This window comes from Rhizobium sp. BK098 (genome assembly GCF_014193155.1).
In the GTDB taxonomy this organism is placed as follows: domain Bacteria; phylum Pseudomonadota; class Alphaproteobacteria; order Rhizobiales; family Rhizobiaceae; genus Rhizobium.
Genome location: NZ_JACHYY010000007.1, coordinates 154,066 through 179,637 on the forward strand (window position 1 = coordinate 154,066; position 25,572 = coordinate 179,637).

25 protein-coding genes are annotated in these 25,572 nt (G+C 60.2%); 15 read left to right on the plus strand and 10 right to left on the minus strand.

Annotated features, from left to right (window positions below):
* Nucleotides 1-74 precede the first annotated feature (74 nt).
* Nucleotides 75-479, minus strand: coding sequence for a DUF983 domain-containing protein (locus FHT73_RS19090; RefSeq protein ID WP_183713901.1), 405 nt, complete (start codon nt 477-479; stop codon nt 75-77).
* A gap of 173 nt (nt 480-652) precedes the next feature.
* On the opposite strand from FHT73_RS19090, the gene FHT73_RS19095 reads away from it, so the two are divergent.
* From FHT73_RS19095 to FHT73_RS19120, 6 genes are all read left to right on the plus strand, one after another.
* A complete protein-coding gene (locus FHT73_RS19095; protein ID WP_162707997.1) occupies nt 653-820 on the plus strand; it encodes a hypothetical protein in 168 nt (55 codons plus the stop codon).
* A complete protein-coding gene (locus FHT73_RS19100; RefSeq protein WP_112398546.1) occupies nt 813-1,271 on the plus strand; it encodes a universal stress protein in 459 nt (152 codons plus the stop codon). The genes FHT73_RS19095 and FHT73_RS19100 overlap by 8 nt, the downstream gene beginning before the upstream one ends.
* 117 nt (nt 1,272-1,388) lie before the next feature.
* On the plus strand, nt 1,389-2,645 hold the full coding sequence (locus FHT73_RS19105) for an arsenic transporter (protein WP_183713904.1): 1,257 nt from the start codon (nt 1,389-1,391) through the stop codon (nt 2,643-2,645).
* Between the two features lie 59 nt (nt 2,646-2,704).
* Nucleotides 2,705-3,304 carry a TetR/AcrR family transcriptional regulator gene (locus tag FHT73_RS19110; RefSeq protein WP_246712164.1) on the plus strand — a complete coding sequence of 200 codons (600 nt, stop codon included), beginning with the start codon at nt 2,705-2,707 and terminating at the stop codon, nt 3,302-3,304.
* Nucleotides 3,305-3,345: 41 nt separating this feature from the next.
* Complete coding sequence (locus FHT73_RS19115) at nt 3,346-4,326, plus strand: zinc-binding dehydrogenase (RefSeq protein ID WP_183713906.1); 981 nt, start codon at nt 3,346-3,348, stop codon at nt 4,324-4,326.
* A 173-nt stretch (nt 4,327-4,499) separates the two neighbouring features.
* Nucleotides 4,500-6,833, plus strand: a complete 2,334-nt coding sequence (locus tag FHT73_RS19120) for a heavy metal translocating P-type ATPase (RefSeq protein ID WP_183713909.1) — start codon at nt 4,500-4,502, stop codon at nt 6,831-6,833.
* Between the two features lie 63 nt (nt 6,834-6,896).
* On the opposite strand, the gene FHT73_RS19125 is transcribed toward FHT73_RS19120, so the two are convergent.
* On the minus strand, nt 6,897-7,691 hold the full coding sequence (locus FHT73_RS19125; RefSeq protein ID WP_183713912.1) for a helix-turn-helix transcriptional regulator: 795 nt from the start codon (nt 7,689-7,691) through the stop codon (nt 6,897-6,899).
* Between the two features lie 118 nt (nt 7,692-7,809).
* Between FHT73_RS19125 and FHT73_RS19130 the strand changes: the two genes are divergently transcribed.
* Nucleotides 7,810-9,000 carry an NAD(P)/FAD-dependent oxidoreductase gene (locus FHT73_RS19130; RefSeq protein ID WP_183713915.1) on the plus strand — a complete coding sequence of 397 codons (1,191 nt, stop codon included), beginning with the start codon at nt 7,810-7,812 and terminating at the stop codon, nt 8,998-9,000.
* Nucleotides 9,001-9,010: 10 nt separating this feature from the next.
* On the plus strand, nt 9,011-9,436 hold the full coding sequence (locus FHT73_RS19135; protein ID WP_112337227.1) for a hypothetical protein: 426 nt from the start codon (nt 9,011-9,013) through the stop codon (nt 9,434-9,436).
* A 97-nt stretch (nt 9,437-9,533) separates the two neighbouring features.
* Here FHT73_RS19135 and FHT73_RS19140 read toward each other — a convergent pair whose 3' ends face one another.
* The 8 genes from FHT73_RS19140 to FHT73_RS19175 form a co-directional block, all read right to left on the minus strand.
* The gene (locus FHT73_RS19140; protein WP_183713918.1) at nt 9,534-10,574 is read right to left on the minus strand and encodes an LLM class flavin-dependent oxidoreductase; all 1,041 of its coding nucleotides are present in this window, start codon (nt 10,572-10,574) and stop codon (nt 9,534-9,536) included.
* Nucleotides 10,575-10,586: 12 nt separating this feature from the next.
* Nucleotides 10,587-11,498, minus strand: coding sequence for an ABC transporter substrate-binding protein (locus tag FHT73_RS19145; protein ID WP_183714193.1), 912 nt, complete (start codon nt 11,496-11,498; stop codon nt 10,587-10,589).
* Between the two features lie 104 nt (nt 11,499-11,602).
* Nucleotides 11,603-12,547, minus strand: coding sequence for an ABC transporter substrate-binding protein (locus FHT73_RS19150; protein WP_015342931.1), 945 nt, complete (start codon nt 12,545-12,547; stop codon nt 11,603-11,605).
* A gap of 93 nt (nt 12,548-12,640) precedes the next feature.
* Entirely contained in the window at nt 12,641-14,422 is a 1,782-nt protein-coding gene (locus tag FHT73_RS29735) for an amino acid ABC transporter permease/ATP-binding protein (protein ID WP_183713921.1), read from the minus strand.
* Nucleotides 14,423-14,461: 39 nt separating this feature from the next.
* On the minus strand, nt 14,462-15,010 hold the full coding sequence (locus FHT73_RS19160; RefSeq protein WP_095437626.1) for a GNAT family N-acetyltransferase: 549 nt from the start codon (nt 15,008-15,010) through the stop codon (nt 14,462-14,464).
* 8 nt (nt 15,011-15,018) lie between these two features.
* Entirely contained in the window at nt 15,019-16,218 is a 1,200-nt protein-coding gene (locus FHT73_RS19165; protein ID WP_183713924.1) for a M20 aminoacylase family protein, read from the minus strand.
* A gap of 15 nt (nt 16,219-16,233) precedes the next feature.
* Complete coding sequence (locus tag FHT73_RS19170; RefSeq protein ID WP_183713927.1) at nt 16,234-17,583, minus strand: LLM class flavin-dependent oxidoreductase; 1,350 nt, start codon at nt 17,581-17,583, stop codon at nt 16,234-16,236.
* Between the two features lie 24 nt (nt 17,584-17,607).
* Nucleotides 17,608-18,600 (minus strand): LLM class flavin-dependent oxidoreductase, encoded by a 993-nt coding sequence (locus FHT73_RS19175; RefSeq protein ID WP_112603761.1) that lies wholly within the window; start codon nt 18,598-18,600, stop codon nt 17,608-17,610.
* A 272-nt stretch (nt 18,601-18,872) separates the two neighbouring features.
* Between FHT73_RS19175 and FHT73_RS19180 the strand changes: the two genes are divergently transcribed.
* From FHT73_RS19180 to FHT73_RS19210, 7 genes are all read left to right on the plus strand, one after another.
* Nucleotides 18,873-19,082 carry a hypothetical protein gene (locus tag FHT73_RS19180; RefSeq protein ID WP_310234476.1) on the plus strand — a complete coding sequence of 70 codons (210 nt, stop codon included), beginning with the start codon at nt 18,873-18,875 and terminating at the stop codon, nt 19,080-19,082.
* Between the two features lie 299 nt (nt 19,083-19,381).
* Nucleotides 19,382-20,395, plus strand: coding sequence for a taurine ABC transporter substrate-binding protein (tauA, locus tag FHT73_RS19185; RefSeq protein ID WP_112337236.1), 1,014 nt, complete (start codon nt 19,382-19,384; stop codon nt 20,393-20,395).
* Nucleotides 20,396-20,450: 55 nt separating this feature from the next.
* Nucleotides 20,451-21,239, plus strand: a complete 789-nt coding sequence (locus FHT73_RS19190; RefSeq protein WP_183713930.1) for an ABC transporter ATP-binding protein — start codon at nt 20,451-20,453, stop codon at nt 21,237-21,239.
* Nucleotides 21,236-22,090 (plus strand): ABC transporter permease subunit, encoded by an 855-nt coding sequence (locus tag FHT73_RS19195; RefSeq protein WP_112398540.1) that lies wholly within the window; start codon nt 21,236-21,238, stop codon nt 22,088-22,090. Before FHT73_RS19190 ends, FHT73_RS19195 begins: the two co-directional genes overlap by 4 nt.
* An 84-nt stretch (nt 22,091-22,174) precedes the next feature.
* Nucleotides 22,175-23,245 carry an LLM class flavin-dependent oxidoreductase gene (locus tag FHT73_RS19200; protein ID WP_183713932.1) on the plus strand — a complete coding sequence of 357 codons (1,071 nt, stop codon included), beginning with the start codon at nt 22,175-22,177 and terminating at the stop codon, nt 23,243-23,245.
* 152 nt (nt 23,246-23,397) lie between these two features.
* Complete coding sequence (gene mntR, locus FHT73_RS19205) at nt 23,398-23,847, plus strand: manganese-binding transcriptional regulator MntR (RefSeq protein WP_112603769.1); 450 nt, start codon at nt 23,398-23,400, stop codon at nt 23,845-23,847.
* Between the two features lie 217 nt (nt 23,848-24,064).
* Entirely contained in the window at nt 24,065-25,534 is a 1,470-nt protein-coding gene (locus FHT73_RS19210; protein ID WP_246712163.1) for a sensor domain-containing diguanylate cyclase, read from the plus strand.
* Nucleotides 25,535-25,572 lie beyond the last annotated feature (38 nt).

Here is a 25,572-nt window from a genome sequence, read left to right on the forward strand (position 1 = left end):
TTCCAGGCTAATTGACACTACTATGAGGAGCACCGCCTCGAAACGGTCATCAATTCGAGATGAGGCCCACAGACTTAGCTCGCTGAGTGCGGCGTCTCGGTTGCCGGCAGGCGGACGAGCTTACCTTCCTCGGCCTTATAAAAGTACTGACTGGCGACAAGCCAGCCCTTCAGCGGGCGTAGAGGTGGGATGCAGGTCGCCAGCATGAAGGGGCCAGTCAACAGAAACTGCACCCAAACCGGAGCGGAGAAGGCCACCTCCAGCCAGACGCCGAGAAGAACGCTCGGGATACAGGCGAAACAGATAACGAAAAATGCCGGGCCGTCGGCCGGATCGGCAAAGGAATAGTCAAGCCCACACGCCTCGCATCGTTTGCGCAGGGTCAGAAATCCATTGAACATGCGCCCCTGGCCGCAGCGCGGGCAGCGGCACCGGAGACCAGTCTGCAATGGGCTCAGCGGGGGATAGTCAATATCCATGACATTACTCCTGATTCAGTCTCTCAAGTGAATGCAATCAATTAGTAAATTGCATGCATACAATATATGTATAATGAATGGAATGATCGAGTCCAGTTGTCAGAATGACGCAGCTGCTTCCGGGCAAGGCGGGATAAACCGACGCCACACGGCGACGGAGCGAGCAGATATGCATGGTTTGGTTTGCATCATGGCAACGGCGAGACTTGACGAATCCCGCCATTATCGATGTGCTGAATATTCGTATGCTCGCCCGTATTCGCCGCAAGTTTAACCGGACAGATGCCAGTGACGCCAAGAACGACTGCGGCCAGGGCGTTTTGGGAGAATGCAATGTATAACAATATCATTTGCGCTATTGGGCTCGGCTCACGCGAACGCGCCGAGCGCCTGTTGCGCACATCCCACGCACTTCTGTCTCCGGACGGCGAATTGACGGTCGCTCACGTTATCGAGCGCTTCCTTTCGGGGCGGGAAAGCCCGGACGAATGGGCTGTCTCAACGATCACGGAAGCCGAGGAAAAGCTCAATGCCTTGTGCAGGCGTCTCGGCATTACCGCGACCATCGATGTGCGCATGGGCACGGCATCGACGACGCTGCTGACCATCGCCAAGGAGAAGAAGGCCGATCTGATTATCCTCGCAACGCATACGTCCGATATCATCGATCGCATATTCGGCTCGACGGTCGAATACGTCATCCGCCATGCGGAATGCTCCGTCCTTGTCGAGCGAGCCGACAAATCGCATGACGATATTGTTGGGAAAGCGGATACGGCGAAGAAGGCATAACGCTCCCTCGGAGTGGCCTTTCTTGCTGGGTTCTCTTCGAATATAGCGCGGTTACGGTTTGCGCCGCTCCGCGGTGATGCTACATAGCCGCTCCGACCCAAATCCAAGATGAGTTGAATGACGGAATCTGCAATCACCTGGAGCATCGCCGGCCTGACCGCCCTCGGTGTCGTCACGCGTCCGTTCCGGTGGCCAGAAGCGATCTGGGCGGTTCTCGGCGCAGCGCTTCTCGTTGCGCTTCGGCTCATCGGTCCAGCCGAGGTATGGACAGGCATATCCAAAGGTTTCGATGTCTATCTCTTCCTGATTGGCATGATGCTTTTGTCGGAGCTCGCACGGCGCGAAGGGCTCTTCGACTGGGTGGCGGCGATCGCCACGTCGCATGCCAAGGGCTCTCCCCGCAGGCTGTTCGTGCTCGTCTATGTCGTCGGCGTAGTCGTAACGGTCTTTCTGTCGAACGACGCCACCGCCGTCGTGCTCACGCCGGCCGTCTACGCAGCCTGCCGTGCGGCGCGGGTGAAGGACCCCATGCCATATCTGCTGGTCTGCGCCTTCATCGCCAATGCCGCTAGCTTCGTGCTGCCGATCTCCAATCCGGCCAATCTGGTGATCTTCGCCGGCGGCGAGATGCCGTCCCTGTCGCGCTGGATGCAGACCTTCCTGCTGCCATCCATCGTGTCGATCATCGTCACCTTCGCCTGCCTCTACTGGACGCAGCGCCATGCACTGGCGGAAGACACGATCGCCCGCGAGGTTGGCCAACCCGCCCTTTCCCATAGCGCCAGGCTGGCAGGATGGGGGCTGATAGTCACCGCCCTCATTCTGATCGTGGCGTCGGCCATGAATGTCGATCTCGGCATCCCGACATTTGTCGCGGGTCTCCTCACAACCGTCATCGTTCTCGCCCTTACCCGGCAAAATCCGCTGGAGACGGTTCGCGGCATCAGCTGGAGCGTAATCCCTCTGGTTGCGGGCCTTTTCGTGATCGTCGAGGCGGTCAACCACACCGGGCTCACCGCCCTCCTGTCTGAAAAGCTGGCGTTGCTGGCGGCTCAGTCGCAGACACAGGCAGTCGGCGCTGCCGGGCTTTCGGTTGCGATCGTCTCTAATCTGGTCAACAATTTGCCGACCGGTCTTTTCGCCGGCAGCGCCGTGCAGGCAGCCCATGTCCCTGATTCCATTGCCGGCGCCGTGCTGATCGGCGTCGATCTCGGCCCCAACCTCTCCGTTACCGGCTCGCTTGCCACGATCCTCTGGCTTGCCGCCCTTCGCCGCGAAGGGCTGCATATGGGAGCGCTGGCCTTTCTGAGGATCGGCGCCCTCGTGATGTTTCCGACTTTGATCCTCTCGCTTGCGGCCCTCGCGCTGATCTGACTGCGAACAACATCGAGTTTATAGACGACCGGTCGATTATTTGTTACGGACCGCTCATGATGACGAAGAAGAAATCGGAGCTGACTCGCAGCCATATTCTCGCAATCGGGCGGGAACTGGTGCTGCGCAAGGGTTTCGGAGGCGTGGGCCTGAAGGAGCTGCTCGAGCAGAGCGCCGTACCGAAAGGCTCATTCTATTACTATTTCGCATCCAAAGAGGCCTTCGGCTGCGCCCTGCTGAAGCAATATTGCTCCGACTACGCGGAGCGACTCGACGCGCTCTTCGGCTGGAAAGGCAATGGCCGCCAGCGGTTGATGCTCTATTGGAATGCCTGGCTTTCCGACGGCAATACGGCCAGCCTCGCCGACCGGTGCCTGGTCGTGAAGCTTGCCGCCGAGATCTCCGATCTCTCGGACAATATGCGCGTGATCCTGCTCGGCGGTGTCGAGGACCTCATTCGCCGCATCACCAACACAATCACCGAGGGACGCGAGGACGGTTCGATTTCGCCATCCTGCATCCCGGAAAAGACGGCTCGTTCGCTCTATAGCCTATGGCTCGGGGCGGCAATCCTGGCGAAGCTAGGAAAAGACAAGACACCGCTCGACCAGGCCATGCTTGCCACTGAGCAAGCCCTTTTGGCACCCGGCGGCCTTTGATCCAAAGCAGGACCAGCATGTCAACACACAAGGAAAATACAATGCGCAGTGCCATCCACGATGTCTTTGGCGATCCGGCTTCGGTCCTTTATTTGGCCGACATGCCGCTGCCAGAGCCTGCCGCCGGAGACGTGCGCATTCGCACCATTCTCTCCCCCATCCACAATCATGACCTTTGGACCGTGCGCGGCGCCTATGGCTACAAGCCGGTTTTGCCTGCCATTGGCGGCAGCGAGGCGGTCGGCTTTGTCGATGCCGTCGGGCCTGACGTCGATAAGGCGCTGATCGGCAAGCGCGTCGTCGCGGCCGGTGTCCATGGCACTTGGGCAGAGCAATTCACGGCGCCGGCAGCAAGCCTTGTTCCGGTGCCTGACGTGATCTCCGACGAGGCCGCAGCGCAGCTGATCGCCATGCCGTTCAGCGCTATCTCGCTTTTGGAATTCCTCAATGTCGAGCGCGGCGACTGGATCATCCAGAACGCGGCGAATGGTGCTGTCGGCAAGACGCTTGCCATGCTGGCACATAGCCGCGGCATACACATGATCAATCTCGTTCGGCGAGACGGCGGCATCGATGAGCTATCTGCATTCGGTATCGGCAATGCTGTCTCGACCGCGGCGCCAGATTGGAAGGCGAAGGTGCGCGCCATGATCGGCGACGCGCCGATCCGTGCCGCAGTCGATTCCGTCGGTGGTGTTGCGAGCAACGACCTGGCAGACCTGCTGGGCGAAAGCGGCCTGCTGGTTTCCTTCGGCACTGCTGCCGGCAAGCCGATGCAGATCGCCTCGAGGGCCGTCATCTTCAAACAGCTCACGATCAAGGGCTTCTGGGGCATCAAGATCAGCGCAGCCATGCCGGCGGAAGAGCGGCGGCGGCTGATCAGCGAACTCATCACACGCGTCGCCTCAGGCGAAGTCAAGCTGCCCGTGGAGGCAGCCTACGACATCACCGAGATCTCGGAAGCTGTGAAATCATCGCTGGCGCCCGGCAAGACCGGCAAGGTTCTGCTCAAATTACTATAGGTTTCCTAGGCCTTGGCGTAGCTGCCGCAGAGAACTGGGGCGGCTTCGTGGCACGCAGCTAGATCGATTGCAGCGCCTGCGAACGATTGCGCAAAAATTCGCGGAATTGCTCTTGTCCCTCTAGTTACTAGAGGATGTAGCGATGGTTCCAAGACAAAATCTGGAACCGAAACATGACGTCGCCAACACAACAGAGCCGCTATCGCGTAGAGGGCATGGATTGCGCCTCCTGCGCCGCGAAAATCGACACGGCCGTTCGCCGGCTGCAGGGTGTCGAGGATGTTTCCGTCTCGGTCACCGCAGGCACGATGACGATCAAGCATCAGAGCGCCCCGGACCTGTTACCCAACATAACCAAGCGGGTTACGGGACTGGGCTACAAGGTTTTTCCACTGTCGCAAAGCAGCGTTCCGACAGAAAAAGCCAATCATGACGATCACATCTGCGGCTGCGGGCACGACCATCACGCGCACGAGTCCGACGGCCGCGACCATGGTCATGCGGGGCACGATCACGAGCATGATCACGGCGCCGACGGGCATCGACATGATCATTCCGGTCACAACCACGCTTCGGATGAGCGCGATGCCTCGGTTGCCGGCCTCCACGGTCATGATCATGGACCGACCAGCGGGCCATGGTGGAAATCCGCCAAGGGCCGCCTGACGATCGCAAGCGGTGTGGCGCTCGCCGCCGCCTGGGGTATCGGCAAGCTGGTTCCGGCACTGGACGTCTGGATCTTCAGTGTGGCCGTGCTTGTCGGCTTGGTGCCTATCGCCAGGCGCGCCCTCATGGCCGCAAGGATGGGCACGCCGTTCTCGATCGAAATGCTGATGACGATCGCGGCCATCGGCGCCGTTATCATCGGTGCCGGCGAAGAAGCTGCTGCCGTCGTCTTCCTCTTCCTGATCGGCGAGTTGCTGGAGGGCGTTGCGGCCGGCAAGGCGCGCGCCAGCATCCAGTCCCTCACGGATCTGGTGCCCAAGACCGCGCTCATCGAGGAGAATGGCAAGACCCGCGAAGTGCAGGCTGAAAGCCTTGCTGTCGGCGCCATCATCCTGGTGCGCCCCGGCGACCGCGTTCCGGCCGATGGCGTGATTCTCTCCGGCGAAAGCGCCATCGACGAGGCGCCGGTGACAGGCGAAAGCACGCCGGTGCGCAAGGGCGTGGATGCAGGCGTCTTTGCCGGTACGGTCAATGGCGACGCCGCGCTGCGTGTTCGGGTAACGGCAGCGGCATCGGACAATACCATCGCCCGCGTCGTCAAGCTGGTCGAAGAGGCGCAGGAATCGAAGGCTCCGACCGAGCGTTTCATCGATCGCTTCTCGCGTTATTACACGCCAGGTGTCGTCGTTGTCGGTGCACTCGTCGCCGTGATCCCGCCTTTATTCCTGGGCGGCAGTTGGAGCGAGTGGGTCTATAAGGGTCTGGCGATCCTGCTGATCGGCTGCCCGTGCGCCCTGGTCATCTCGACGCCGGCGGCAATTGCGGCATCACTGTCTTCAGGCGCCCGCCGCGGTCTGCTGCTGAAGGGTGGCGCCGTGCTGGAAAATATCGGCAAGGTCACCGCCGTTGCTTTCGACAAGACCGGCACCTTGACCGAAGGCAAGCCCAAGGTCACCGATATTGTTGGTCTCGGCATGAATGAAACGGACGTGTTGCGCCTGGCAGCCGCGCTCGAAACCGGCTCCAGCCATCCCCTTGCCCGCGCCATCCTCGACCGCGCGGCTGAAGCCGGAACGGATATCCCTCAGGTCATCGATGCCAAAGCGATCGGCGGAAAGGGTGTGAGCGGTACGGTCGACGGAGTGGATGTATTCCTCGGATCGCCGCAGGCGGCTGCTGACCGAGTGTCGTTGACTTCGGGGCAATCGGCTCGGATCGCCGCGCTCAACGATGAAGGGAAAACGGTTTCCGTCGTGGTTGCCAAGGGTGCGGCCGCCGGCCTGCTTGCCATGCGCGATGAACCCCGTGCCGATACGGCCGCGGGTCTCAAGGCGCTTGCTGATGCGGGGATCAAGACCATCATGCTGACGGGCGACAATCAGCGCACGGCGCAGGCGATCGGCAAGACGCTCGGCATAGAGGTTCGCGCGCAACTATTGCCCGAAGACAAGCAGCGGATCGTCGGTGAGCTGAAGCGGCAAGGCTTTCAGGTCGCCAAGGTCGGCGACGGCATCAACGATGCGCCAGCGCTGGCAGCCGCCGATGTCGGGATTGCCATGGGCGGCGGTACCGACGTTGCACTGGAAACGGCGGACGCCGCCGTGCTGCATGGCCGCGTCGGAGATGTCATCGAGATGATCGATCTTTCCAAGCGGACGATGAGCAATATCGGCCAGAACATCACCATCGCGCTCGGCCTCAAGGGTGTCTTCCTGGTGACCACGATCGTTGGTATTACCGGGCTCTGGCCGGCGATCCTCGCCGATACCGGTGCAACCGTACTGGTGACCATGAATGCCCTTCGCTTGCTCGCCTTGAAGCCGCGCCGGGTCGCAGTCTGAATTGTTGACGGGCGCCGACGAACAGGCCGGCGCCCTGATATCAATTCCGAGATTGCAAAGAGATCAGGATCTCCTGGCGGACAGATAACGGCGCGGCGACAGGCCGAATGCCTTCCGGAACATGGCGATGAAGCTGCTCGCGCTCGCATAGCCCAAGCTGTCCGCCACCTCAGCGATCGGTGCTCCCGCGCTCAGATGCTCCAGTGCCAGCAACAGCCGAGCCTGCTGGCGCCAATTTGCGAAAGACATGCCCGTTTCTGCATGGAACAGCCGCCTGGCTGAACGCTCGGATATGCCCGCCCGCTGCGCCAGTGATTGAAAGGTCTCCTCGCTGGCGGGGTCCTGCAGTACGGCGTCCGTGATGCGCAGAACACGCCGGTCCGTCGGCATCGGCAGATGCAGGCTTTCACGCGGTGCGGCCCGAACCTCATCGAGTAGAACGGCTGCGAGGCGACGCTGCTGCGCCGACAACTTTTCCTCCCAATGCCATGTGGTTGCCCGGCGCACCAATGCTCGCAACACGTCACTGACGCTCAGAACACAAGGCGTCACCGGCAAGCCGGCGCTGGCGCTTGGCGTCAGCAGGATGCCCCAGCCGCTCAGCACGCCGTTGATCCCCGCCTTGTGCATGACACCAGGCGGAATCCAGCCCGCACGCTGCGGCGGTAGCAACCATGAACCGCCTGGCGTATCGACACGGACGAACCCGCTCTCAATGCAGAAAAGCTGCCCGCGGCTATGCGCGTGCCAATCATATTCCTGAGTGCCGAGACGGAAGGCGCTGCCCGGTTCGTCCGATCCCCAAAAGGCGATGAGCGGCGGCCCGTCGAGACGGTCGCCAATATCTTCGATGCTCATGTTTCGTTTGGCCGTTTTGCAACATTTAAAGACCGAATGTCGTTATCACGCTCCGGCGGCCTTCGGCTATATTTCTCTCGAAAGATCGAAATCGACCAATGAATGGAATAGAAGACCCATGCAGGACTTTCATGTCGTCATCATCGGCGCTGGCCTCGGTGGCTTGTGCCTCGCACAGGGGTTGAAGCGCGCCGGCATCCGTTTTGACGTGTATGAGCGCGATCCGGCTGCCGATAGCCGCCTGCAAGGCTATCGCATCCGTATCGACGCAAACGGGCAGCAAGCGCTAGCATCATGCCTGCCGACCGCTCTGTTTGACCTCTTTCGAGCGACCGCCTCGACGAGCCCTCGATCCGCATGCTTCCTGACCCCTCAGCTTCTGCCCGTTACCGGCCGCACGCCGACGAGCTGGGATACCGGCGAGAATGACGACGATGGCGATCTGAGCGTCAATCGCCTCACCCTTCGCGAAATCCTGCTGTCGGGGATCGAGGACCACGTCCATTTCGGCCATGCCTTTACGCGGTATCGCTACATGGATGACGGGCGTGTCGAGGTGCATTTCGAAGGTGCCGCCTCGGTTTCCTGCAGCATGCTCGTCGGTGCCGACGGTGTGAACTCGCAGGTGCGACGCCAGTTGGCGCCCTATGCCGAGCCGGTGGACACGGGCTCCATCTGTGTCTACGGCAAGAGCGAAATACCACTGAGCGATGCCGCCGATCTGCTTGGAGACGGAACGACCGTGATCTTTGCCGATGGGTGCACGGCAATCTTCGATCTCATGCGGTTCGGCGATCACTTCCCGAACCTTGCCGCCAGTCTCGCGCCCGCTTGCAAGCTGACGTCATTTACCGATTATCTCTATTGGGCGCTGATCGCCCCCCGCCAGAGGCTGGGACTGGAAACATATGACCATACGCAAGATCTGCCCGTCTTGCTGAGAACCGCCATGCGCGGCTGGCATCCGGAGCTGAAGCAGATCATCAGCCGGAGCAAGGTCGAAGCGGTGGCAGCGCTTCCCGTCAGAGGCGGGCGCCCCGACGCCCTTTGGCCGTTCGGTGCCATCACGCTTCTGGGCGATGCAATCCACGCAATGAGCCCTGCCGGCGGCCTCGGCGCCAATACGGCCCTCGAAGATGCCCGCATGCTGGCGCAGATCCTGGCCGAAACCGGAAAGGAGACAAAGACCACCTGCACGGCCCTGCTGGATTACGAGACCGATATGCGTGAACGGGCGGCTTACGCCATCGCGTCGTCGCAACACGGTGCCGAGATGCTGTTTGCTGCCGTGACCGATAAGATCGCCTGAGGAGACCGATATGACAATCGATACAACCGACTTCGCCTTTCACGATGTCGCTCTATGGCCGATCGTGCGCCATTCCGCTGCCTCAGTGCATCCGGGCTATTCGAAGCAATGGGAGCGGGAGATGGACGCCCTGCTCGCCCTCTCGATGCCTTTCGTCGTGATCATGGAAGGTGACGAACACACCGAAGAGCACGAGGATCGCAAGGCCCGCGGCATCTGGCTGAAGAAGAACAAGACGGCGCTTGCTGCCGTTTGCAAGGCAGTCATCGGCATTGAGGCAAGCGCAATCAAGCGCGCCGCCATGCAGCTGCAGATGAGCCTTGCAACGAAGGCATTCGGCATAAGAATGGAAATCGTTGCATCTCGGGAGGAAGCGCTGCTTCTTGCTGAGCGGATTCTGAAAGGAAAGGACGCCGCGACTTCTCTCGCCTGCTAACCGACGCTATGCCCGACCGTCTTCAGGGCATAAGCGAACCGGACCTGACTGGCATAGAGCCCATCGATCCAACATAGATGTGGGACGGTCGCGACCCTCAGGATGCGGATCGACGCAGAAGCGTGGTCTCCTTCCAGCCAAGTTCCGGAGCGACCAGCGTCACGAAGTCATGGATGATCTGCCGGTATTCCTCATCGTGGAACTCGTAAGGCAGTTCCAGGCGGAATTCGCTGATATGAGGAAGGATCGGATCCTTACGCAGGCGTTCGAGGATTTCGTCCGACGATCCCACAAGATCGCGCGCGAAAAGCGTGCGCCGTTCGCCGTGAGGCGAAAGCGTGCGCTCATAGCGGCCGGCGGCATAGTCGGTATAGCGTTTGCGGGTGATCGCATCCGCGCTGTCGAAAGGCACGATGACTCGCCCGAGCGCCACCCGCCTCGTATCGCCGCCAGAGGCGCGATAGGTTTCCAGCTGTCGCGATTGAGCAACGAAGAAATCGTCGGTCTGCTCGCCTGTCGTGACATTGCCGATCAGCAGATTGAAGCCATTGCGGCCGGCCCATTCGGCAGACCGCAACGAACCGCCGCCATACCAGATGCGATCGATCAAGCCTTTCGCATAGGGCTGAAGCCGCGGCCGTTGCGGGCCAAACGGCGTCTTGATGAGCGTATCCTGATTGCCGAGATAGGCGCCCCTCAGATTGTCGGCAAAGCGCAGCACCCGCTGATGGGAGAAATCGTGGTTCTCCCAATCGCCATCGAAAGCAAGCGGCCCGATCAGATCCGCATGCAGCGGCCGACCAGCGCTCAATCCGATGTTCAGCCGTCCGCGCGAGAGCACATCCACCGTCGCCAGATCCTCGGCCAGCCGATATGGGCTTTCATAGCCGATGGGAATGACGGCGGTGCCGAGCTCGATGTGGCGCGTGCGCTGCGTCGCAGCCGCCAGAAAGGCACTCGCCGAGGAAATGCCGGGCTCCAAGTGCCGCTGGCGAACCCAGGCGCTGTTGAACCCCCTCTGTTCTCCGTATTCGAGCAATTGCAAGGTCTGTTCCAGACCGGCGAGTGGATCCTCGTCCGGATAGTTTCCAGGCGTGAGAAAGCCTATATGGCTGATCGATGCGGCTTGGCGGCTCATGCGGCTGTCTCCTCAAAATTTCGGCAGGCCTGGCGGATTGGTTTCCGACGTCGGCAAGGCTTCCTCGGCAAGATGCCAATGATCGAGGATCTTGGCGTAGGTGCCATCCTTGATCAGTCCATTCGTCGCGAGCGTCAGCGCCGGTGCAAGGCCACTGCCCTTTCGCGTGGTGATCGCGACATCCGAGCGATCCGGCCAACCGGCGCTCAGCGTGCCCACGCGCTTGATATCCTTGTCGCGGGCGGCGATGTAGACAAGCTGGGCGTGCGGCTGCACGATGACATCGGCGCGGTTGGAACGCAGAGCCAGAAGGCTCGCCGCCTCGTCGTCGTAATATTGCAGCTCTATCGGCTTCAAACCGGCTTTGACATCCTCATCGCTCCATTTGAGCAGGATGCGCTCCTGGTTCGTGCCGGCACCGACGATGATGCGAAGGCCAGCCGCGTCCTTCGGCTCCTTGATACCAGTGATCTTGCTGTCGTTCTTGACGAAGAAGCCGTGCAGGCCCTGTCGATAGGTGGAGAAATCGAACTTCTCCTTGCGCTGCTCGGTGACGCCGACATTGGAGATCACGGCGTCGTATTTGCCCGAGGTCAGCCCCAGCGGCCAGTCGATCCAGGCGACCGGGACAAGCTCGAGCTTCAGGCCAAGCGCATCGGCAACCGCATAGGCATAATCGGGATCGGCACCAACCACCGTCTTAGCATCAGTCGCATAGGTCGCAAGCGGCGGACCGCCTGGTGCGACCGCCACGGTGAATGTGCCTGATGTAACGAACTTGAAATCCTTCGGAATAGCGGCAATCGCCGCTTCGTTTTTCGCCGCGTGAACACGTTCTGGTTGTTCCGGGCTTAGATCGAAATCTTCGGTCGCCATTGCCGGCGCGAGACCGGTCAAGGCAAGCGCCACTGCGCCTGCCAGCATAGTCTTGAAGTTGATGCGGATAGTCACGGAACCTGTATCTCCATTTGAGATGGATGGGAGCGGACCGACGTGAGCCCCACTGACGCCGGTCCGCCCGACCAACATTACGAACCGCTCTTCGGTAGGCCCGCAGGGTTGGTCTTGGATTGATCGACCGCTTCGGCAGTCAGGCTCCAGCGCTTCAGCACTTCGCCATACTTGCCGTTCTTGATCAGATCGTTGAGTGCGAGGGTGATCGCGTCAGCAAGGCCAGCGCCCTTCTTCGTCGTCACGGCGATTTCGGCCGTCAGCGGCCAACCGCCGGAGACAGTGCCGACAAGCTTCCTCGTGCCGTTGATAGCGGCCTTATAGGCCTGCGTCGCATTCGGATTGAATTCGACATCAGCTCGACCGGACTGCAAGGCAAGATCGGCGGCGGCACGGTCGTCGTAATATTGAACCTCGATGGGCTTCAGGCCGGCTGCCACATTCTGCCGGTCCCATTCCAGAATGATCTTCTCCTGGTTGGTGCCGGCCCCGGTGATCACCTTGAGACCTGCAACATCCTTCGGCTCCTTGATCGAGGTGATCTTGCTGTCGGCCTTCACGTAAAAGCCAAGCACATCCCTGCGATAGGTGGAGAAATCGAACTTCAGTTTGCGCTCTTCCGTGACCGTCACGTTGGAAATGACAGCATCATACTTTCCGGAGGAGACGCCGAGCGGCCAGTCCTCCCAGGCGACCGGCACCAGGTCGAGCTGCAGGCCGAGGGAGTCGGCGAGCAACTGCGCGATATCGGGATCGGTGCCGACGACCGTTTTCGCGTCGGTCGCGTAGGTGGCGATCGGCGGGTCCCAGGGGTTGATCGCGACCGTGAACTTGCCGGGATTGACGAACTTGAAGCCCGGCGCAATCGCCTTGATCGCTGCCTCGTCCTTCTCGGCACGGATGCGATTGGATGTATCCGGGCTCAGGTTGAACTTTTCCGCCGCAATCGTCGGCGTCCCACTCATCGCTACCGCCGTCAGGACGCCGGCAACAATATATCTTGCTCTCTCAATGAATGTCATTTCCCTTCTCCTTTTTCAATTATAAGTTGTCTATACTGCTACAATGATCCGGACGCCTGCTGCGTCAGAGCATCGAGTGCCTGCCTGCGACTGCTAGAGAACCTTGGCGAGGAAAGCGCGCGTGCGCGGATGTCTCGCATCATTGAGGATCTGTGTTGGTGAGCCGGCTTCGATGACGTGGCCGCCCTCCATGAAGACGATGCTATCGGCGACCTCGCGGGCAAAGCCGATCTCGTGGGTGACGATGACGAGCGTCGTGCCGGTACGCGCAAGCTCCTTGATGACATCGAGGACTTCGCCGACGAGCTCGGGATCGAGTGCGGAGGTTGGCTCGTCGAAGAGAAGGACCTTCGGCCGCAACGCCAGGGCACGGGCGATGGCAACACGCTGCTGCTGGCCGCCGGAGAGCTGGCGGGGATAGGCATCGATCTTGTCGCTAAGGCCGACGCGGGCGAGAAGCTCTTGCGCATAGGCGGTCGCTTCGTCGCGGCTCACCCCACGTACCTGGATGGGTGCCTCGATAATATTTTCTAAAACAGTGAGATGCGGAAACAAGTTAAAGTTCTGAAAGACCATGCCGATGTCGGTCCGGCGCTTCAGAATGTCCTTTTCCTTGAGCTCATAGAGCACCTCGCCCTTCTGCGTGTAACCGACGAGTTCGCCGTCGACGGAGATGAAGCCGCTGTCGACGCGTTCGAGATGGTTGATGGCGCGCAGCAGCGTCGATTTTCCCGAGCCTGACGGGCCGATGATAGCCGTCACGCTGCCGGCCGGCAGGTTGAGCTCGACATCGTCGAGAACTTTCAGCGTGCCGAAGCTCTTTGAAATACCGTGGATGCGCACAGCACCGCCCCTGGCACGAAGATCTATCACGCTCCGAAAAGCGGCGAATGCCCTAGTGTCCGAACTACCGTCTACGGTAGCGGGCAGCGGTCGCTGGATGCGTCGGAAGAATGCCTGAAATGGCAAAGGTGTCGGATTACGCACCGCACCCTTGGAGAAATAGCGCTCGATATAGTGCTGGGCAATCGATAGCACCGTCATGATGACGAGATACCAGACGGTTGCCACCATCAGCAGTGGAATGACTTCCAGATTGCGGCGGTAGATGACCTGCACCGTGTAGAAGAGTTCCGGCAGGGCCAGCACGTAGACCATGGAGGTGCTTTTGGCGAGGCCAATGATCTCGTTGAAGCCCGTGGGCAGGATGGAGCGCATCGCCTGCGGCAGAACGATGCGGAACGCCTGACGGCGGCGCGACAGGCCGAGGGACGCGGCCGCTTCCAGCTGGCCTTGATCGACCGACAGAATGCCGCCGCGCACGATTTCGGCAAAGAAGGCCGACTGGTTCAGCGTCAGCCCGAGAAAGGCCGCGGCAAACGGCGTCAGGAGCTGCGTGGTCGGATAATCAAACAGAACCTTGTCGCTGAACGGGACTCCAATGCTAATGGTTTCATAGAGATAGCCGAGATTATTGAGAACCAGCAGCAACACGATCATCGGAATCGAACGCAGCAGCCAGATATAGCCCCAGGAGAGGCTTGCAAGTAGCGGCGACTTCGATACGCGCGCCAGCGCCAATGCCGTTCCTAGGATGGATCCTGATACCGCCGCAAGCGCTGTCAGCAGCAACGTCCTGCCAAGCCCGACCAGTACCGGCTCCGCAAAGAACCACTCGGCGAAGACACCCCAGCCCCAGCGCGGATTGGTGAAGGTGGAGTAGAGGACGACCGCCATGACGACTGCGGCAAAGATCGTGCCGGCGGTTCGTCCAGGGTGCCTCGCCGGCACGATGCGATAACGCGAATAATCTGTCTTCGTCTCGGCGGCTCCAGTGCCTCGATCGACACCCGCAAAATCCGTCGTCAGCGCCATAATCCTTACCCTTTTTGATTGTCGTTGATCCGCTACGCGTTACCGGCCGGCGGCTGCCAAGCGCTGCTGCGAGCCCGAGGTTTCGGCGATATAGGCCAGAGCCAAATGGCTGATATCCTTCTCGAAAGGCAGGCTCTTGTAGATTTCCGGATCGACGGAGGTATCGAACAGGGCCGTGTAGCCATTATTGAGGTAAAGACCGACGGCCTCGGGCTGGCGAAAGCCTGTCGTCAGATAGATGCGGCGATAGCCCTGCCGCGCCGCCTGGGCCTCCAGTTCGACCAGCAGCCTACGCGCCAATCCCTGACGACGGAGATCGTGCCGCGTCCAAATCCGTTTGAATTCGGCGGTTTGGTCGTCATAGTGCTTGAAAGCGCCGCCGCCGATCGTCTCACCATTTCGGAGCAGGAGCAGAAAATTGCCATGCGGCGGCGCAAAGGCTTCCGGCGGATAGCGATTGAGTTCGGCAGCCGCCCCTTCGGCATTGAAATAGTTGCCGTAGCGGCTGTCATATTCATGGATCAGCTCGTCAATCAGCGGCTTGGCGCGGGGGTCCAGCGTGGTCGTATAAAGAAACGTGTCGCTCATATCGTTCGTCACCCGTTGTCATTCGCGAGGAAAGCTTCGGCGAGCCGCACCCAGTAGCGGGCTGCCGGTGCGATGATGGCGTCGTTGAAATCGTAGCGGGCGCTGTGCAGCGGCGCGCTGTCGCCATTGCCGACGAAGAGGTAGCTCCCTGGCTTTGCCTGCAGCAGGAAGGCAAAGTCTTCGCTCGCCGTCCTCGGCCGGAAATCCGCCTCGACGGCAGCGCCTCCAAGCGCCTGCAAGGCGACATTGCGGGCGAATTCCGTCTCTTCGGCATGATTGACGAGCGCGGGAAAACCTAGGCGGTAATCGACTTCCGCCTCGGCGCCAAAGCTTTCCGCCTGCGCGCGCGCCAAGGCGGAAATTCGTTCCTGCAATCTCGCCCGAACAGTCTCATTGTAGGCGCGCACGGTCAGCTTCATCTCCACGCTTTCCGGGATGACGTTCGAAGCCGAACCGGCGTGAATGGAACCGACCGTTGCGACAGCCATCTCCTGAGGATCGATATTGCGCGAGACGACGCTTTGCAGGGCGGTGATGAACGAGGCCGAAGCCAGCACCGGGTCGACCGCACGATGCGGCTCGGCACCATGCCCGCCTTTTCCAACGATCGTGATGACCGCCTTGTCGACTGAGGCCATCGCCGGGCCGGCAACGAAACCAAACTGCCCCGCCCCAACGCCGGGCCAATTGTGCAGCCCGAAGACCGCATCGACGGGGAAACGATCGAAAAGTCCTTCCGATAACATCTTGCGCGCACCGGCGCCGATTTCCTCAGCCGGCTGGAATATCAGCCGCAGCGTGCCGCTGAAATTGCCGCTTTCGGCAAGATAGCGGGCTGCAGCCAGCAGGATCGACGTATGCCCGTCGTGACCGCATGCATGCATGACGCCGGGATTGGAACTCGCATAATCAAGCCCCGTCGCCTCTTCGATCGGCAAGGCATCCATGTCGGCGCGGATGCCGATACAGCGGTTGCCATTGCCCCGCCTCAGCGTCGCGATCACGCCGGTACCGGCTATGCCTGTTGCGACGTCGTAGCCCCACTCGGCAAGCAGCGAGGCCACCTTCTTGGCGGTACGATGCTCCTGAAAGGCGAGTTCGGGATATTGATGCAGATCGTGCCTAAGCGCGATGATTTCATCGAGATAGGCGGCGATCCCTGTCGCGATTGGATCGGTAATCGAAACGGTCTTGATGATGGCGTTCATGGTGATCGTCCTGGCTCAAGCGCCTACGGCCTTTGCGGGTTCGATGTCGGCAGCCTCTGCCGCATAACGGCTTTCGCGATACGGCAGTCCCAGATGATCGCGGAGCGTCTCGCCTTTCAAAGCGGGATCGAAATAGCCCCGCTCGGTCAGGATCGGCAGGACATGCCTGGAGAAATCGTCGAAGCCTTCACCGATGACGGGGAAGCCGAGGATGAAGCCGTCGGCGCCCTCTTCGTCCACCCAGCGGATGATTTCATTGGCAATGTGCTCGGCCGTGCCGATGAAGGAGGTTCGCGGCGTTGCTGCGTCGAGCGCCACTTCGCGCAGGGTGAGACCTTTCTCGCGCGCCGTCTTTTTGATCCGGTCTGTCGTCGCGCGGAAATTGTTGCGGCCGATATCGCCAAGGTCGGGAAACGGCTCGTCCAACGGGTAGGCGCTGAAATCGTGATGATCGAAGAAGCGGCCGAGATAGGCGAGCGCTTCCTCGATGGTGACGAGATTGCGGATCGCCTGGTATTTGGCTTCCGCCTCCTCCTGCGTAGCGCCGACGATCGGGCCGATGCCGGGGAAGATGCCGATATCGGCGGCGCTGCGGCCATGCGCGATCGCGGATTGTTTGACCTGCTTGTAGAAGATCTTCGCGTCTTCCAGCGGCCCGCCATTGGTGAAGACGGCATCGGCATGTTTGCCGGCCAGCCGGATGCCGGAATCGGATGCACCAGCCTGGAAGACCACCGGCTGGCCCTGCTTGGAGCGACCGATATTGAGGGGGCCTTCGATGCGGAAGAACCGGCCTTTGTGGTTCAGGCGATGCAGCTTGGATTTGTCGGCGTAGACGCCGCTCTCACGGTCGCGCACGAAAGCATCGTCGTCCCAGGAGTCCCAGAGGCCCTTGGTGGCGTCGAGATATTCATCAGCGATCTCGTATCGCAGCTCGTGCTCGGGGTGCTCGCGGCTATAGTTGCGGCCGGAGCCTTCGAGCGGTGAGGTTACTGCGTTCCAGCCCGCGCGGCCGCCGCTGATGAGATCGAGCGAGGCAAATTGCCGGGCAATGGTGAAGGGATCGCTATAAGAGGTCGAAACCGTACCCACCAGGCCGAGCTTGGTCGTGAAGGCGGCAAGCGCTGACAGAATAGTCAGCGGCTCGAAGCGATTGAGGAAGTGCGGGATAGATTGCTCGTTGATATAGAGACCGTCCGCGACGAAAGCGAAGGCGATACCGGTCTCTTCGGCCTTACGGGCCGTCTTGACGAAGAAGTTCAGATTGGTGCTGGCATCGGCTGGAACGCTCGGATGCTTCCAGGCATTCATGTGGCCGCCGGGACCCTGTAGCATGATACCGAAAGTGACGTGTTTTTGAGCCATGATGATCCTCCTGGGACAGGCCGCTCAGGCAACGAGGGAAAGGCGTTCTTTGGCGAGCAGCTCTATGGAATTGAGCCGTTCGGCCGCGGTTAGCGCCGGCGTGTCGAGCACGAATTCTTCGACGCCGTAGCGTCGATGGAGTGCGTCGAGCTCGTCACGGATCTGCGCCGCCGTACCGTGCAGCACGCTCGGTGCCTTCTCCTCGGTTCGGAAGTCCGAGAAGCCGGCCTGCCGCGCGAATTCCGCCGCTTGCTCCTGGGTGCCGACATTGACGCTTTGGCCGTTGGGCAGGAAGAGCTTGACGATGCGCAGCTGGCCGACGCGCTCACGGGCATGGGTTTCGCTTTCGGCAGCAAAGGCTGCGAGCGCCAGGATCGGCACCTTGCCAACCGTCGCATTCCCGTAGGCTTCGAAGGTATTGCGCAAATTTTCCGGATCGCCGTTCAGATGGCTGGCAAACACCAGCCTCCAGCCCTTCTCCGCGGCGAGTTTCGCACTCTCGACGCTGGCGCCAAGAAGGAAGCGCTCCGGCGCGCGTGGCGGAAACGGCGTCGCCAATGCGCCATCCGAATGCGGGTCGGCCGCAAGATAGGTGTTGATATCGGAAAGCTGCTCGGCGAAGTCAGGCTTCTTCTCGGGATCGAAGGCCCGCTGCAATGCCCGCGTCGAGAGCGGAAAGCCACCCGGCGCCTTGCCGACACCGAGATCCACGCGTCCCGGCGCCAACGAAGCCAGGAGATTGAAAGTCTCGGCAACCTTGTAGGCGCTATAATGCTGCAGCATGACGCCGCCGGAGCCGACGCGGATCCTCGAAGTGCGCGCAAGAAGATGAGCGATCAGGACTTCCGGCGCCGAGCTTGCGAGGTTCGCCATATTATGATGCTCGGCGACCCAAAAGCGATGATAGCCAAGTTCTTCGGCCCTAACGGCCAGCCTCGTCGTTGCGCCAAGCGCATCGGTGGCACTGAGCCCCTGTTCAATCGGACTTTTGTCGAGAAGACTAAGGAGATAAGACATGCCGTTTAATCCATGTTTTCGCTCGATGTCGACCATGGAGCTCTATAGTCTATAAAAAACATAGATTTTAAGTTATTTAAGAAACAGCTTTCTTTTTCTTCCGCCGGATGCGGAAAAAAACGGCAGTGTCGTGCGAGCTGGCAGTGAATTCACGATTCCAAGCGCATTCGGCAAAGGGAAAAGGCACAATCGACGGCGATTGCATGCAATAGATTGCCAAAACCCGCAAATCAGTTCACCTTTCGACCATGCCAGATATCGCACGACCATTCGTGACCGATGATGACCCTGATCGGGACATTCGCTGCCAGGACGCGCTTCAAGCCGCTTATCGAGAATTGGTGAGCGCTGCGATCATGGCGGGATGGTCTGAACGTGAGGTCGTTCTCGCGATTGGTGAGCTTGCGGACAAGCACTTGCTCTCGCTTGAAACCAATGACAACGCAGATGCTTTGATTGCATTGCTCCGGCGGATGACCTGATGGCCCCATCCGGGCCACGTCGCAAGCGACCTTAAATTTCGGCTCTTTCGCTATTGAGGCGTGGGTAGGTTATCCTCACGAGGGCAGGCGCTACAGTTCATATGTTGATGGCAGCCGGTTGTTTCTCTTGCTGGAAAGATGCCACGGTCGCAGTCTGTACGAATTCAGACAAACAATTCCTATTATAGTCTATAAAAATAGTTTGCTATTTCTATCGATCCAGTCCCCGATTTCGCTAGGTTCTGCGCATTGCATTCACGGAACCGCCGGCAGATCTGATCCGGCCAAGGGGACTAGTTATGAAGTTCAACACACTGATCACTGCGGCCGTGATGGGTTTCGCCAGCATTTCGATGGCGGTCGGCGCGGCCGCTGCCGACAAGAAGGTCGTCGTCGCCTATCAGACCGATGCCCTGCCCTCCTCCGTCGCGATCGCCAACGGCGAGTTCGCCAAAGAGACCGGCTATGAGATCGACTTCCGCAAGTTCAACTCCGGAGCGGAGATCTTTGCCGCCATCGCATCCGGCGACGTCCAGATCGGCTATGTCGGCTCAAGCCCGTTTGCCGCTGCCGCCTCGCGCGGGCTGGAGGTGAAGGCATTCTACCTCTCGTCCATCTCCGGCGTCGATGAAGCGCTCGTGGTGCGCAATGGCTCCGGCATCAACACACTTGCCGATCTGAAGGGGAAGAAGCTCGCGGCAGCCCCCGTTTCCACCGACCACTATCAGCTGCTCGCTCTCATCAAGTCCCTTGGTCTGAGCGAAAAGGACGTACAGGTCTTCGCCGTTCCGCAGCCGGAAATCGTCGCAAGCTACAATCGCGGCGATATCGACGGCGGTTTCGTCTGGGACCCGGCACTCACCGAGCTGAAGAAGAACGGCAAGGTGCTGGTGACATCCAAGGACGTGGCCGACAAGGGTGCCCCGACGTTTTCCGCCTGGGTCGCAACCTCGAAATTTGCCGCGGACAATCCAAAATTCCTGAAGGCCTATGCCTCGGTGATCAACAAATACTACGCCTCGTTTGCAGCCGATAAGGCCGCCTGGGGGCCGGACAGCGACAATGCCAAGGCGCTCGCCAAGCTTCTGGGCGGCACGGCAGACCAGCAGGCAGCCGCGCTCAAGAACCTCACACTGTTGACGCCCGACGTGCAGGCATCGGCCGCCTGGCTCGGTGGCGGCGATCAGTCCGGTGCGGCCAAGATCCTCAAGGACACGGCAGCCTTCCTGAAGAGCCAAGGAAAAGTCTCCGAAGTCCTGCCGAACTACGGCGCGTTCGTCACCGCCGACGCGCTTGTCAGCGCAAGCAACTGATCCTCCCTGGCGTCGGCGCGCTTGTCGCGCCGGCGTCGCAATATCGAGAGAGTCCATGCTTCAAGTCGACCATGCTAGCGTCTTCTTTGCAGCGCGTGACGGCAGAACCGTTCACGCGCTCGATCGTGTTTCCTTCACCATTCCGGAGCGCGGTATCGTCGTAGCGCTCGGCGCGTCCGGCTGCGGCAAATCCACCCTGCTCAATGCGATCGCCGGCTTCCTGCCATTGTCCGAGGGGAAGATCACCCTCGACGGCAGGCCTGTTTCAGGACCAGGTGCCGATCGAGGCGTGGTCTTCCAGAAGGATTCGCTGCTGCCATGGAAGTCCGTCATCGACAACGTGGCTCTCGGCCTCCAATTTGCCGGATTGGGCAAGCGGGAACGCCGTGATCGCGCTTCCGAGCTTTTGCGGCTGGTGGGCCTCACCGACTTTGCCAGCGCGATGCCCTATGAATTATCGGGCGGCATGCGCCAGCGCGTCGGCATTGCCCGGGCACTCACCACTGATCCCGACATATTGCTGATGGACGAACCCTTCGGCGCGCTCGACAGCCTGACGCGCGAGCAGATGCAGGAACTGCTGGTCTCCGTCTGGGCCAGAACCGACAAACGCATTTTCTTCATTACCCACTCGATAGAGGAGGCGCTTTTCCTCGGAACGGAGGTTCTGGTCATGTCTCCGAGACCGGGGCGTGTCGTTGCGCGTTTCGAACTCGATTTCGTACATCGCTTTGCCGCCAGCGGCGATACGAGAGCGATCCTATCATCTCCCGAATTCGGCAATCTTCGGGACGAGATTCGCGCGATCCTTCACAGCGCCGATCACGTCAGGAGTGCGGCATGAGCGATATTATCGAAACGCACCCAATCGCCGGACCTGAAAAGGAAACGCGCCCGAAGCTGGTTCGCATTCCCGGCTTCGGCGTTGGTGAAAAACCCACCATCGCCATCAGCATCGCCACTGCGGTCGCCTGCCTGGCGCTGTGGTGGCTCGTCGCCAAGCTCGGGCTGGTGTCGCATCTCTTCCTGCCTCGACCTGACGAGGTGCTGACGCAGATCGGCGTCGTCTACCGCGATGGCTATGCCGGCGCCTCGCTTTCCGAACACATATTGGCGAGCTTGTTTCGTATCGTCGTTGCTGCGGCCATCGCGATCGGGATAGGCATTCCCGTCGGTTTACTGATGGGTCTCAACCGCTGGGCAAAGGGAATTTTGGATACGCCAATCGAATTCTATTGGCCGCTGCCTCCCCTTTCCTACCTGCCGTTGATGATCATATGGCTTGGGATCGGAGAGACCTCGAAGATCACCCTTCTCGTGCTCGCCATGTTCGCGCCGATCTGCCTATCCGCTCAGGCCGGCGTCCGTTCGCTGCCGCTGGAGCGGGTCAATGCCGCGCGTTCGCTGGGGGCAAACCGGCTGCAGCTTTTCCTGAATGTCGTCCTGCCTTCGGCCCTGCCGGAAATCCTGACCGGCATACGGATCGCCTTCGGCATCGGCTGGGGAACGCTGGTGGCTGCGGAACTCATCGCTTCGACACGCGGCATCGGCTTCATGATCATGTCGGCATCGCAGTTCCTTGCCACGGATGTCGTCTTCGTCGGCATCGGTATCATTGCGGTCTGCGCCTTCGCATTTTCCGCCACCATTCGCATCCTCGAGGCGGTCCTCGTTCCGTGGAAGGGCAAGCTTTAGTCGCAACGGCCGGAAGCCGAGATCGCTTAGGGCTTTCCTCACCATCAAGTCCCTCGTTGGGTTCAGAAGACTGACAGGCACAGCATGAGCAGCAATTGCGAATTTCTTTGGTACATCCCCAATGACGTCAAACCAGGCCATCGCGGCGATTCCGCCGTCGAGAATCATAACAGCCTGGAGACGCTATCCAGCCATGCCAAGGCCTTGGAAGATCACGGCTGGAAGGGCGCATTGATCGGCACCGGCTGGGGTCGACCCGACACCTTCACCGTCGCGGCGGCACTGACCGCACGCACCACCAGCTTCGAGCCGCTCATAGCAATCCGCCCCGGCTACTGGCGGCCGGCGCATTTTGCTTCCGCCGCCGCCACGTTGGATCAGCTGAGCGGCGGCCGCGTGCGCGTCAACATCGTTTCCGGCAAGGACAATCTTGCCGCCTATGGCGACAGCGAGGGCGATCAAGCCCACCGCTATGGCCGCACCAAGGAATTCATGCGGCTCGCCCGCAGGCTCTGGACCGAAGAGAACGTCACCTATGAAGGAGAACATTTTCGCGTCAGCGAATCCACGGCTGCGCCCCGCATCGAGCCTCGCGGCAAACGCCTGCATCCCAAACTCTATTTCGGCGGCGCTTCGGATGCGGCAGAGCGTGTCTCAGCAACGGAGGCCGATGTGCAGCTTTTCTGGGGCGAGCCGCTCGCCGACATCGCTGAGCGGATCAGCCGGCTCAGGACACTCAGCCGAGATCTTGATCGCGATCTGCCGCCGCTGGAATTCGGGCTGCGCATAACGACGCTGGTGCGCGACACGACGGAGCAGGCCTGGATCGATGCCGAGGCGAAAGTCGCCGAGATGGCTGAGAATAAGGGCATCGGCTGGAACGATCACCGGCAATCGATCGCGGTGGGCCAGAAACGGCTATTCGATCTCGCCGCGCGTGGCGACGTGCTTGATGACAATCTCTATACCGCGCCCGGCAAGTTCGGCGGTGGCGGCGCCGGCACCACATGGCTGGTCGGCTCGGCAGAGGATGTCGCCCGCTCCCTGCGCAAATACCGCGATCTCGGCATCACGCACTTCGTCCTCTCGGACACGCCCTATCTGCCGGAGATCAAACGGCAGGGCGAGCAGCTGCTGCCGCTTTTACGCGGCTGAAGTCTCTCAGACGCGATATCAGCTTAGGCAGGACTATTTCGATTTCACAGGCGGTGGAAATCGGCCGTCGGGGTTTCATAACGTCGCTGAATTATTTATAGTCGAGGCTAAACATCATTACACGGTTCTTAATCATGGGGAGATGAGCCGCCTTGACGAAATTGCCTGCCGCCGCGGAAAGCCGTCTGTCGTCGACCGAGATCGAGACGCACGCCGAGGCCTTTCAGAAAAGCCGCGAAGATCGACGCACGGAATTGATGGAAGACTATGTCGAGCTCATCGCCGATCTGATAGAACATGCCGGCGAGGCACGCCAGACCGACATTGCACAGAGGCTGGGAGTAACGCAGCCGACAGTTGCCAAGATGCTCAAGCGGCTAGCCGAGGAAAATCTCATCACGCAGCGCCCCTATCGCGGCGTCTTTCTGACCGAAGAAGGCCAGCGCCTGGCCGCGGCAACCCGACGACGTCACGAGATCGTGGAAGCGGTCCTCTGCCGTCTCGGCGTCGATCCCGATACGGCAAGAAATGACGCCGAAGGAATTGAACATCACGTCAGCCAAAGGACACTCGAAGCCTTCGAACGCTTCCTGAAGACGTGACTGCTTGCAGCTGACGAAAACCGATTGCAATCAAGCCAGAGCCTCTTCTGGGCATATTTTCAACAAGAATGAGTTGAAAAGAAATCGATGCACAGCGTCCGGCTTGACCCGCTACTTGATGTCAATGCAAGCTTTACGAATGCTTGCTAACCAGAACTTAGCGAACTGTCGGCCTTTGTATTACGAATACTGACTTTTATTGCCGGCGCAGGGAATCATGATGAACGCCCAGGACTTCAGCAGCACCATTTTTGATCTTGCCCCCGTCGCCATGTGGCTGGAGGACTTCAGCGGCGTCAAGGAGCAGTTCGAATTCTGGCGCGCTGAAGGCGTGACGGACCTGCGTTCCTATCTGCTTGCCGATTTGCAGCGTGTTGCGACCTGCTCGCAGAAGATCAGGCTTCTTGCCGTCAACGCCAGGACGCTTGAGCTTTTCGAGGCGCCGTCCTTCGAAACGCTTGTCGGAAATCTCTCGCAAGTGTTCCGGGACGAGATGCTGCAAAGCCATGTAAACGAACTTGTGGCGCTCTGGGAGGGCAAGACCGAATTTTCCGGCACGGCGGTCAACTACTCGCTCGGCGGCAAAAGGCTCGACATCCAGCTGCGCGGCATCATCCTGCCGGGTCACGAGAGCTCCTGGAGCCGATTGTTGCTGACCACGGAAGACGTGACCGCTCGTGAGGAGGCAAGACGGCAGGAAGAGCGGCAGCGCCGCTACGCGGAAGGCATGTTCGAACATTCGCCCGTTTCCCTCTGGGTCGAGGATTTCAGCCGCGTAAAAATCCTGCTCGATAAAATCCGCGACCGCGGCATCGTCGACTTTCAGGTCTTTCTCGATGTGCATCCGGAATTCGTCCAGCAATGCATGAGCGAAATCAGCGTCCTTGACGTCAATCAGGCAACGCTCGATCTCTTCTGTGCGCCGGATCGCCAGACCTTGCTCCACCGGATCGGTGAAGTGTTCCGCGGCGATATGGAAAAGCATTTTCGCGGGCAATTGATGGAGTTGTGGAACGGACGCCTCTTCCATCAGCGCGAGGTGCTGAACTACGCTCTCGACGGATCGGAGCGCCATGTCCTCCTGCAATTTTCCGTATTTCCCGGTTACGAGAACGACTGGTCGCTCGTGCAGGTGGCACTGACGGATATTACCGCACGCAAGAAAGCGGAAGCCTATCTCGAATATCTCGGCAAGCACGATGTTCTCACCCGGCTTTTCAACCGCGCCTTCTATATGGAGGAGCTCAACCGGCTGGAGCGCAAATCGCTTCGGCCTGTCTCTGCGATTATCATCGATCTCGACGGGCTGAAAGAAGCCAATGACGAGAGCGGCCACGATGCCGGCGACGCGCTGTTGCGCCGCATGGGCGAGGTGCTCAACAGCGTCGTCTCGCTGCCAAATCACGCGGCGCGCATTGGCGGCGACGAATTTGCCGTTCTCCTGCCGGGCGCCGATGAAATCACTGCCGCCGCAATGGTCGAGACGATCAACGAGCTGCTGAAGATCAACAACCAGTTCTATTCAAGCGCGCCTCTCAACGTCTCCGTCGGCGTCGCAACGAGCCAGCCCGGCGAGACCATGGAAGCCATGATCAAGCGTGCGGATCTCGGCATGTACGAGCAGAAGAAGGCTCATTACGCCGCAGCGGCTACCAAACGCCCACATCGAACAAAGAACGGCGCCTGAGGCCCGGCACTCGGCTAGAGCCCTTATAGTCTATTAAA

Coding starts and splice junctions, on each gene's coding strand:
- FHT73_RS19135 (WP_112337227.1), top strand. CDS start 9,011: ATGACAATCGATACAACCGACTTCGCCTTTCACGATGTCGCTCTATGG.
- FHT73_RS19160 (WP_095437626.1), bottom strand. CDS start 15,010: ATGAGCGACACGTTTCTTTATACGACCACGCTGGACCCCCGCGCCAAG.
- FHT73_RS19145 (WP_183714193.1), bottom strand. CDS start 11,498: ATGCTGGCAGGCGCAGTGGCGCTTGCCTTGACCGGTCTCGCGCCGGCA.
- FHT73_RS19090 (WP_183713901.1), bottom strand. CDS start 479: ATGGATATTGACTATCCCCCGCTGAGCCCATTGCAGACTGGTCTCCGG.
- FHT73_RS19095 (WP_162707997.1), top strand. CDS start 653: ATGGTTTGGTTTGCATCATGGCAACGGCGAGACTTGACGAATCCCGCC.
- FHT73_RS19140 (WP_183713918.1), bottom strand. CDS start 10,574: ATGAGCCGCCAAGCCGCATCGATCAGCCATATAGGCTTTCTCACGCCT.
- FHT73_RS19115 (WP_183713906.1), top strand. CDS start 3,346: ATGCGCAGTGCCATCCACGATGTCTTTGGCGATCCGGCTTCGGTCCTT.
- FHT73_RS19165 (WP_183713924.1), bottom strand. CDS start 16,218: ATGAACGCCATCATCAAGACCGTTTCGATTACCGATCCAATCGCGACA.
- FHT73_RS19210 (WP_246712163.1), top strand. CDS start 24,065: ATGATGAACGCCCAGGACTTCAGCAGCACCATTTTTGATCTTGCCCCC.
- tauA (WP_112337236.1), top strand. CDS start 19,382: ATGAAGTTCAACACACTGATCACTGCGGCCGTGATGGGTTTCGCCAGC.
- FHT73_RS19110 (WP_246712164.1), top strand. CDS start 2,705: ATGACGAAGAAGAAATCGGAGCTGACTCGCAGCCATATTCTCGCAATC.
- FHT73_RS19120 (WP_183713909.1), top strand. CDS start 4,500: ATGACGTCGCCAACACAACAGAGCCGCTATCGCGTAGAGGGCATGGAT.
- FHT73_RS19125 (WP_183713912.1), bottom strand. CDS start 7,691: ATGAGCATCGAAGATATTGGCGACCGTCTCGACGGGCCGCCGCTCATC.
- FHT73_RS19175 (WP_112603761.1), bottom strand. CDS start 18,600: ATGTCTTATCTCCTTAGTCTTCTCGACAAAAGTCCGATTGAACAGGGG.
- FHT73_RS19105 (WP_183713904.1), top strand. CDS start 1,389: ATGACGGAATCTGCAATCACCTGGAGCATCGCCGGCCTGACCGCCCTC.
- FHT73_RS19100 (WP_112398546.1), top strand. CDS start 813: ATGTATAACAATATCATTTGCGCTATTGGGCTCGGCTCACGCGAACGC.
- FHT73_RS19190 (WP_183713930.1), top strand. CDS start 20,451: ATGCTTCAAGTCGACCATGCTAGCGTCTTCTTTGCAGCGCGTGACGGC.
- FHT73_RS19170 (WP_183713927.1), bottom strand. CDS start 17,583: ATGGCTCAAAAACACGTCACTTTCGGTATCATGCTACAGGGTCCCGGC.
- FHT73_RS19130 (WP_183713915.1), top strand. CDS start 7,810: ATGCAGGACTTTCATGTCGTCATCATCGGCGCTGGCCTCGGTGGCTTG.
- FHT73_RS19150 (WP_015342931.1), bottom strand. CDS start 12,547: ATGACATTCATTGAGAGAGCAAGATATATTGTTGCCGGCGTCCTGACG.
- FHT73_RS19200 (WP_183713932.1), top strand. CDS start 22,175: ATGAGCAGCAATTGCGAATTTCTTTGGTACATCCCCAATGACGTCAAA.
- FHT73_RS19195 (WP_112398540.1), top strand. CDS start 21,236: ATGAGCGATATTATCGAAACGCACCCAATCGCCGGACCTGAAAAGGAA.
- FHT73_RS29735 (WP_183713921.1), bottom strand. CDS start 14,422: ATGGCGCTGACGACGGATTTTGCGGGTGTCGATCGAGGCACTGGAGCC.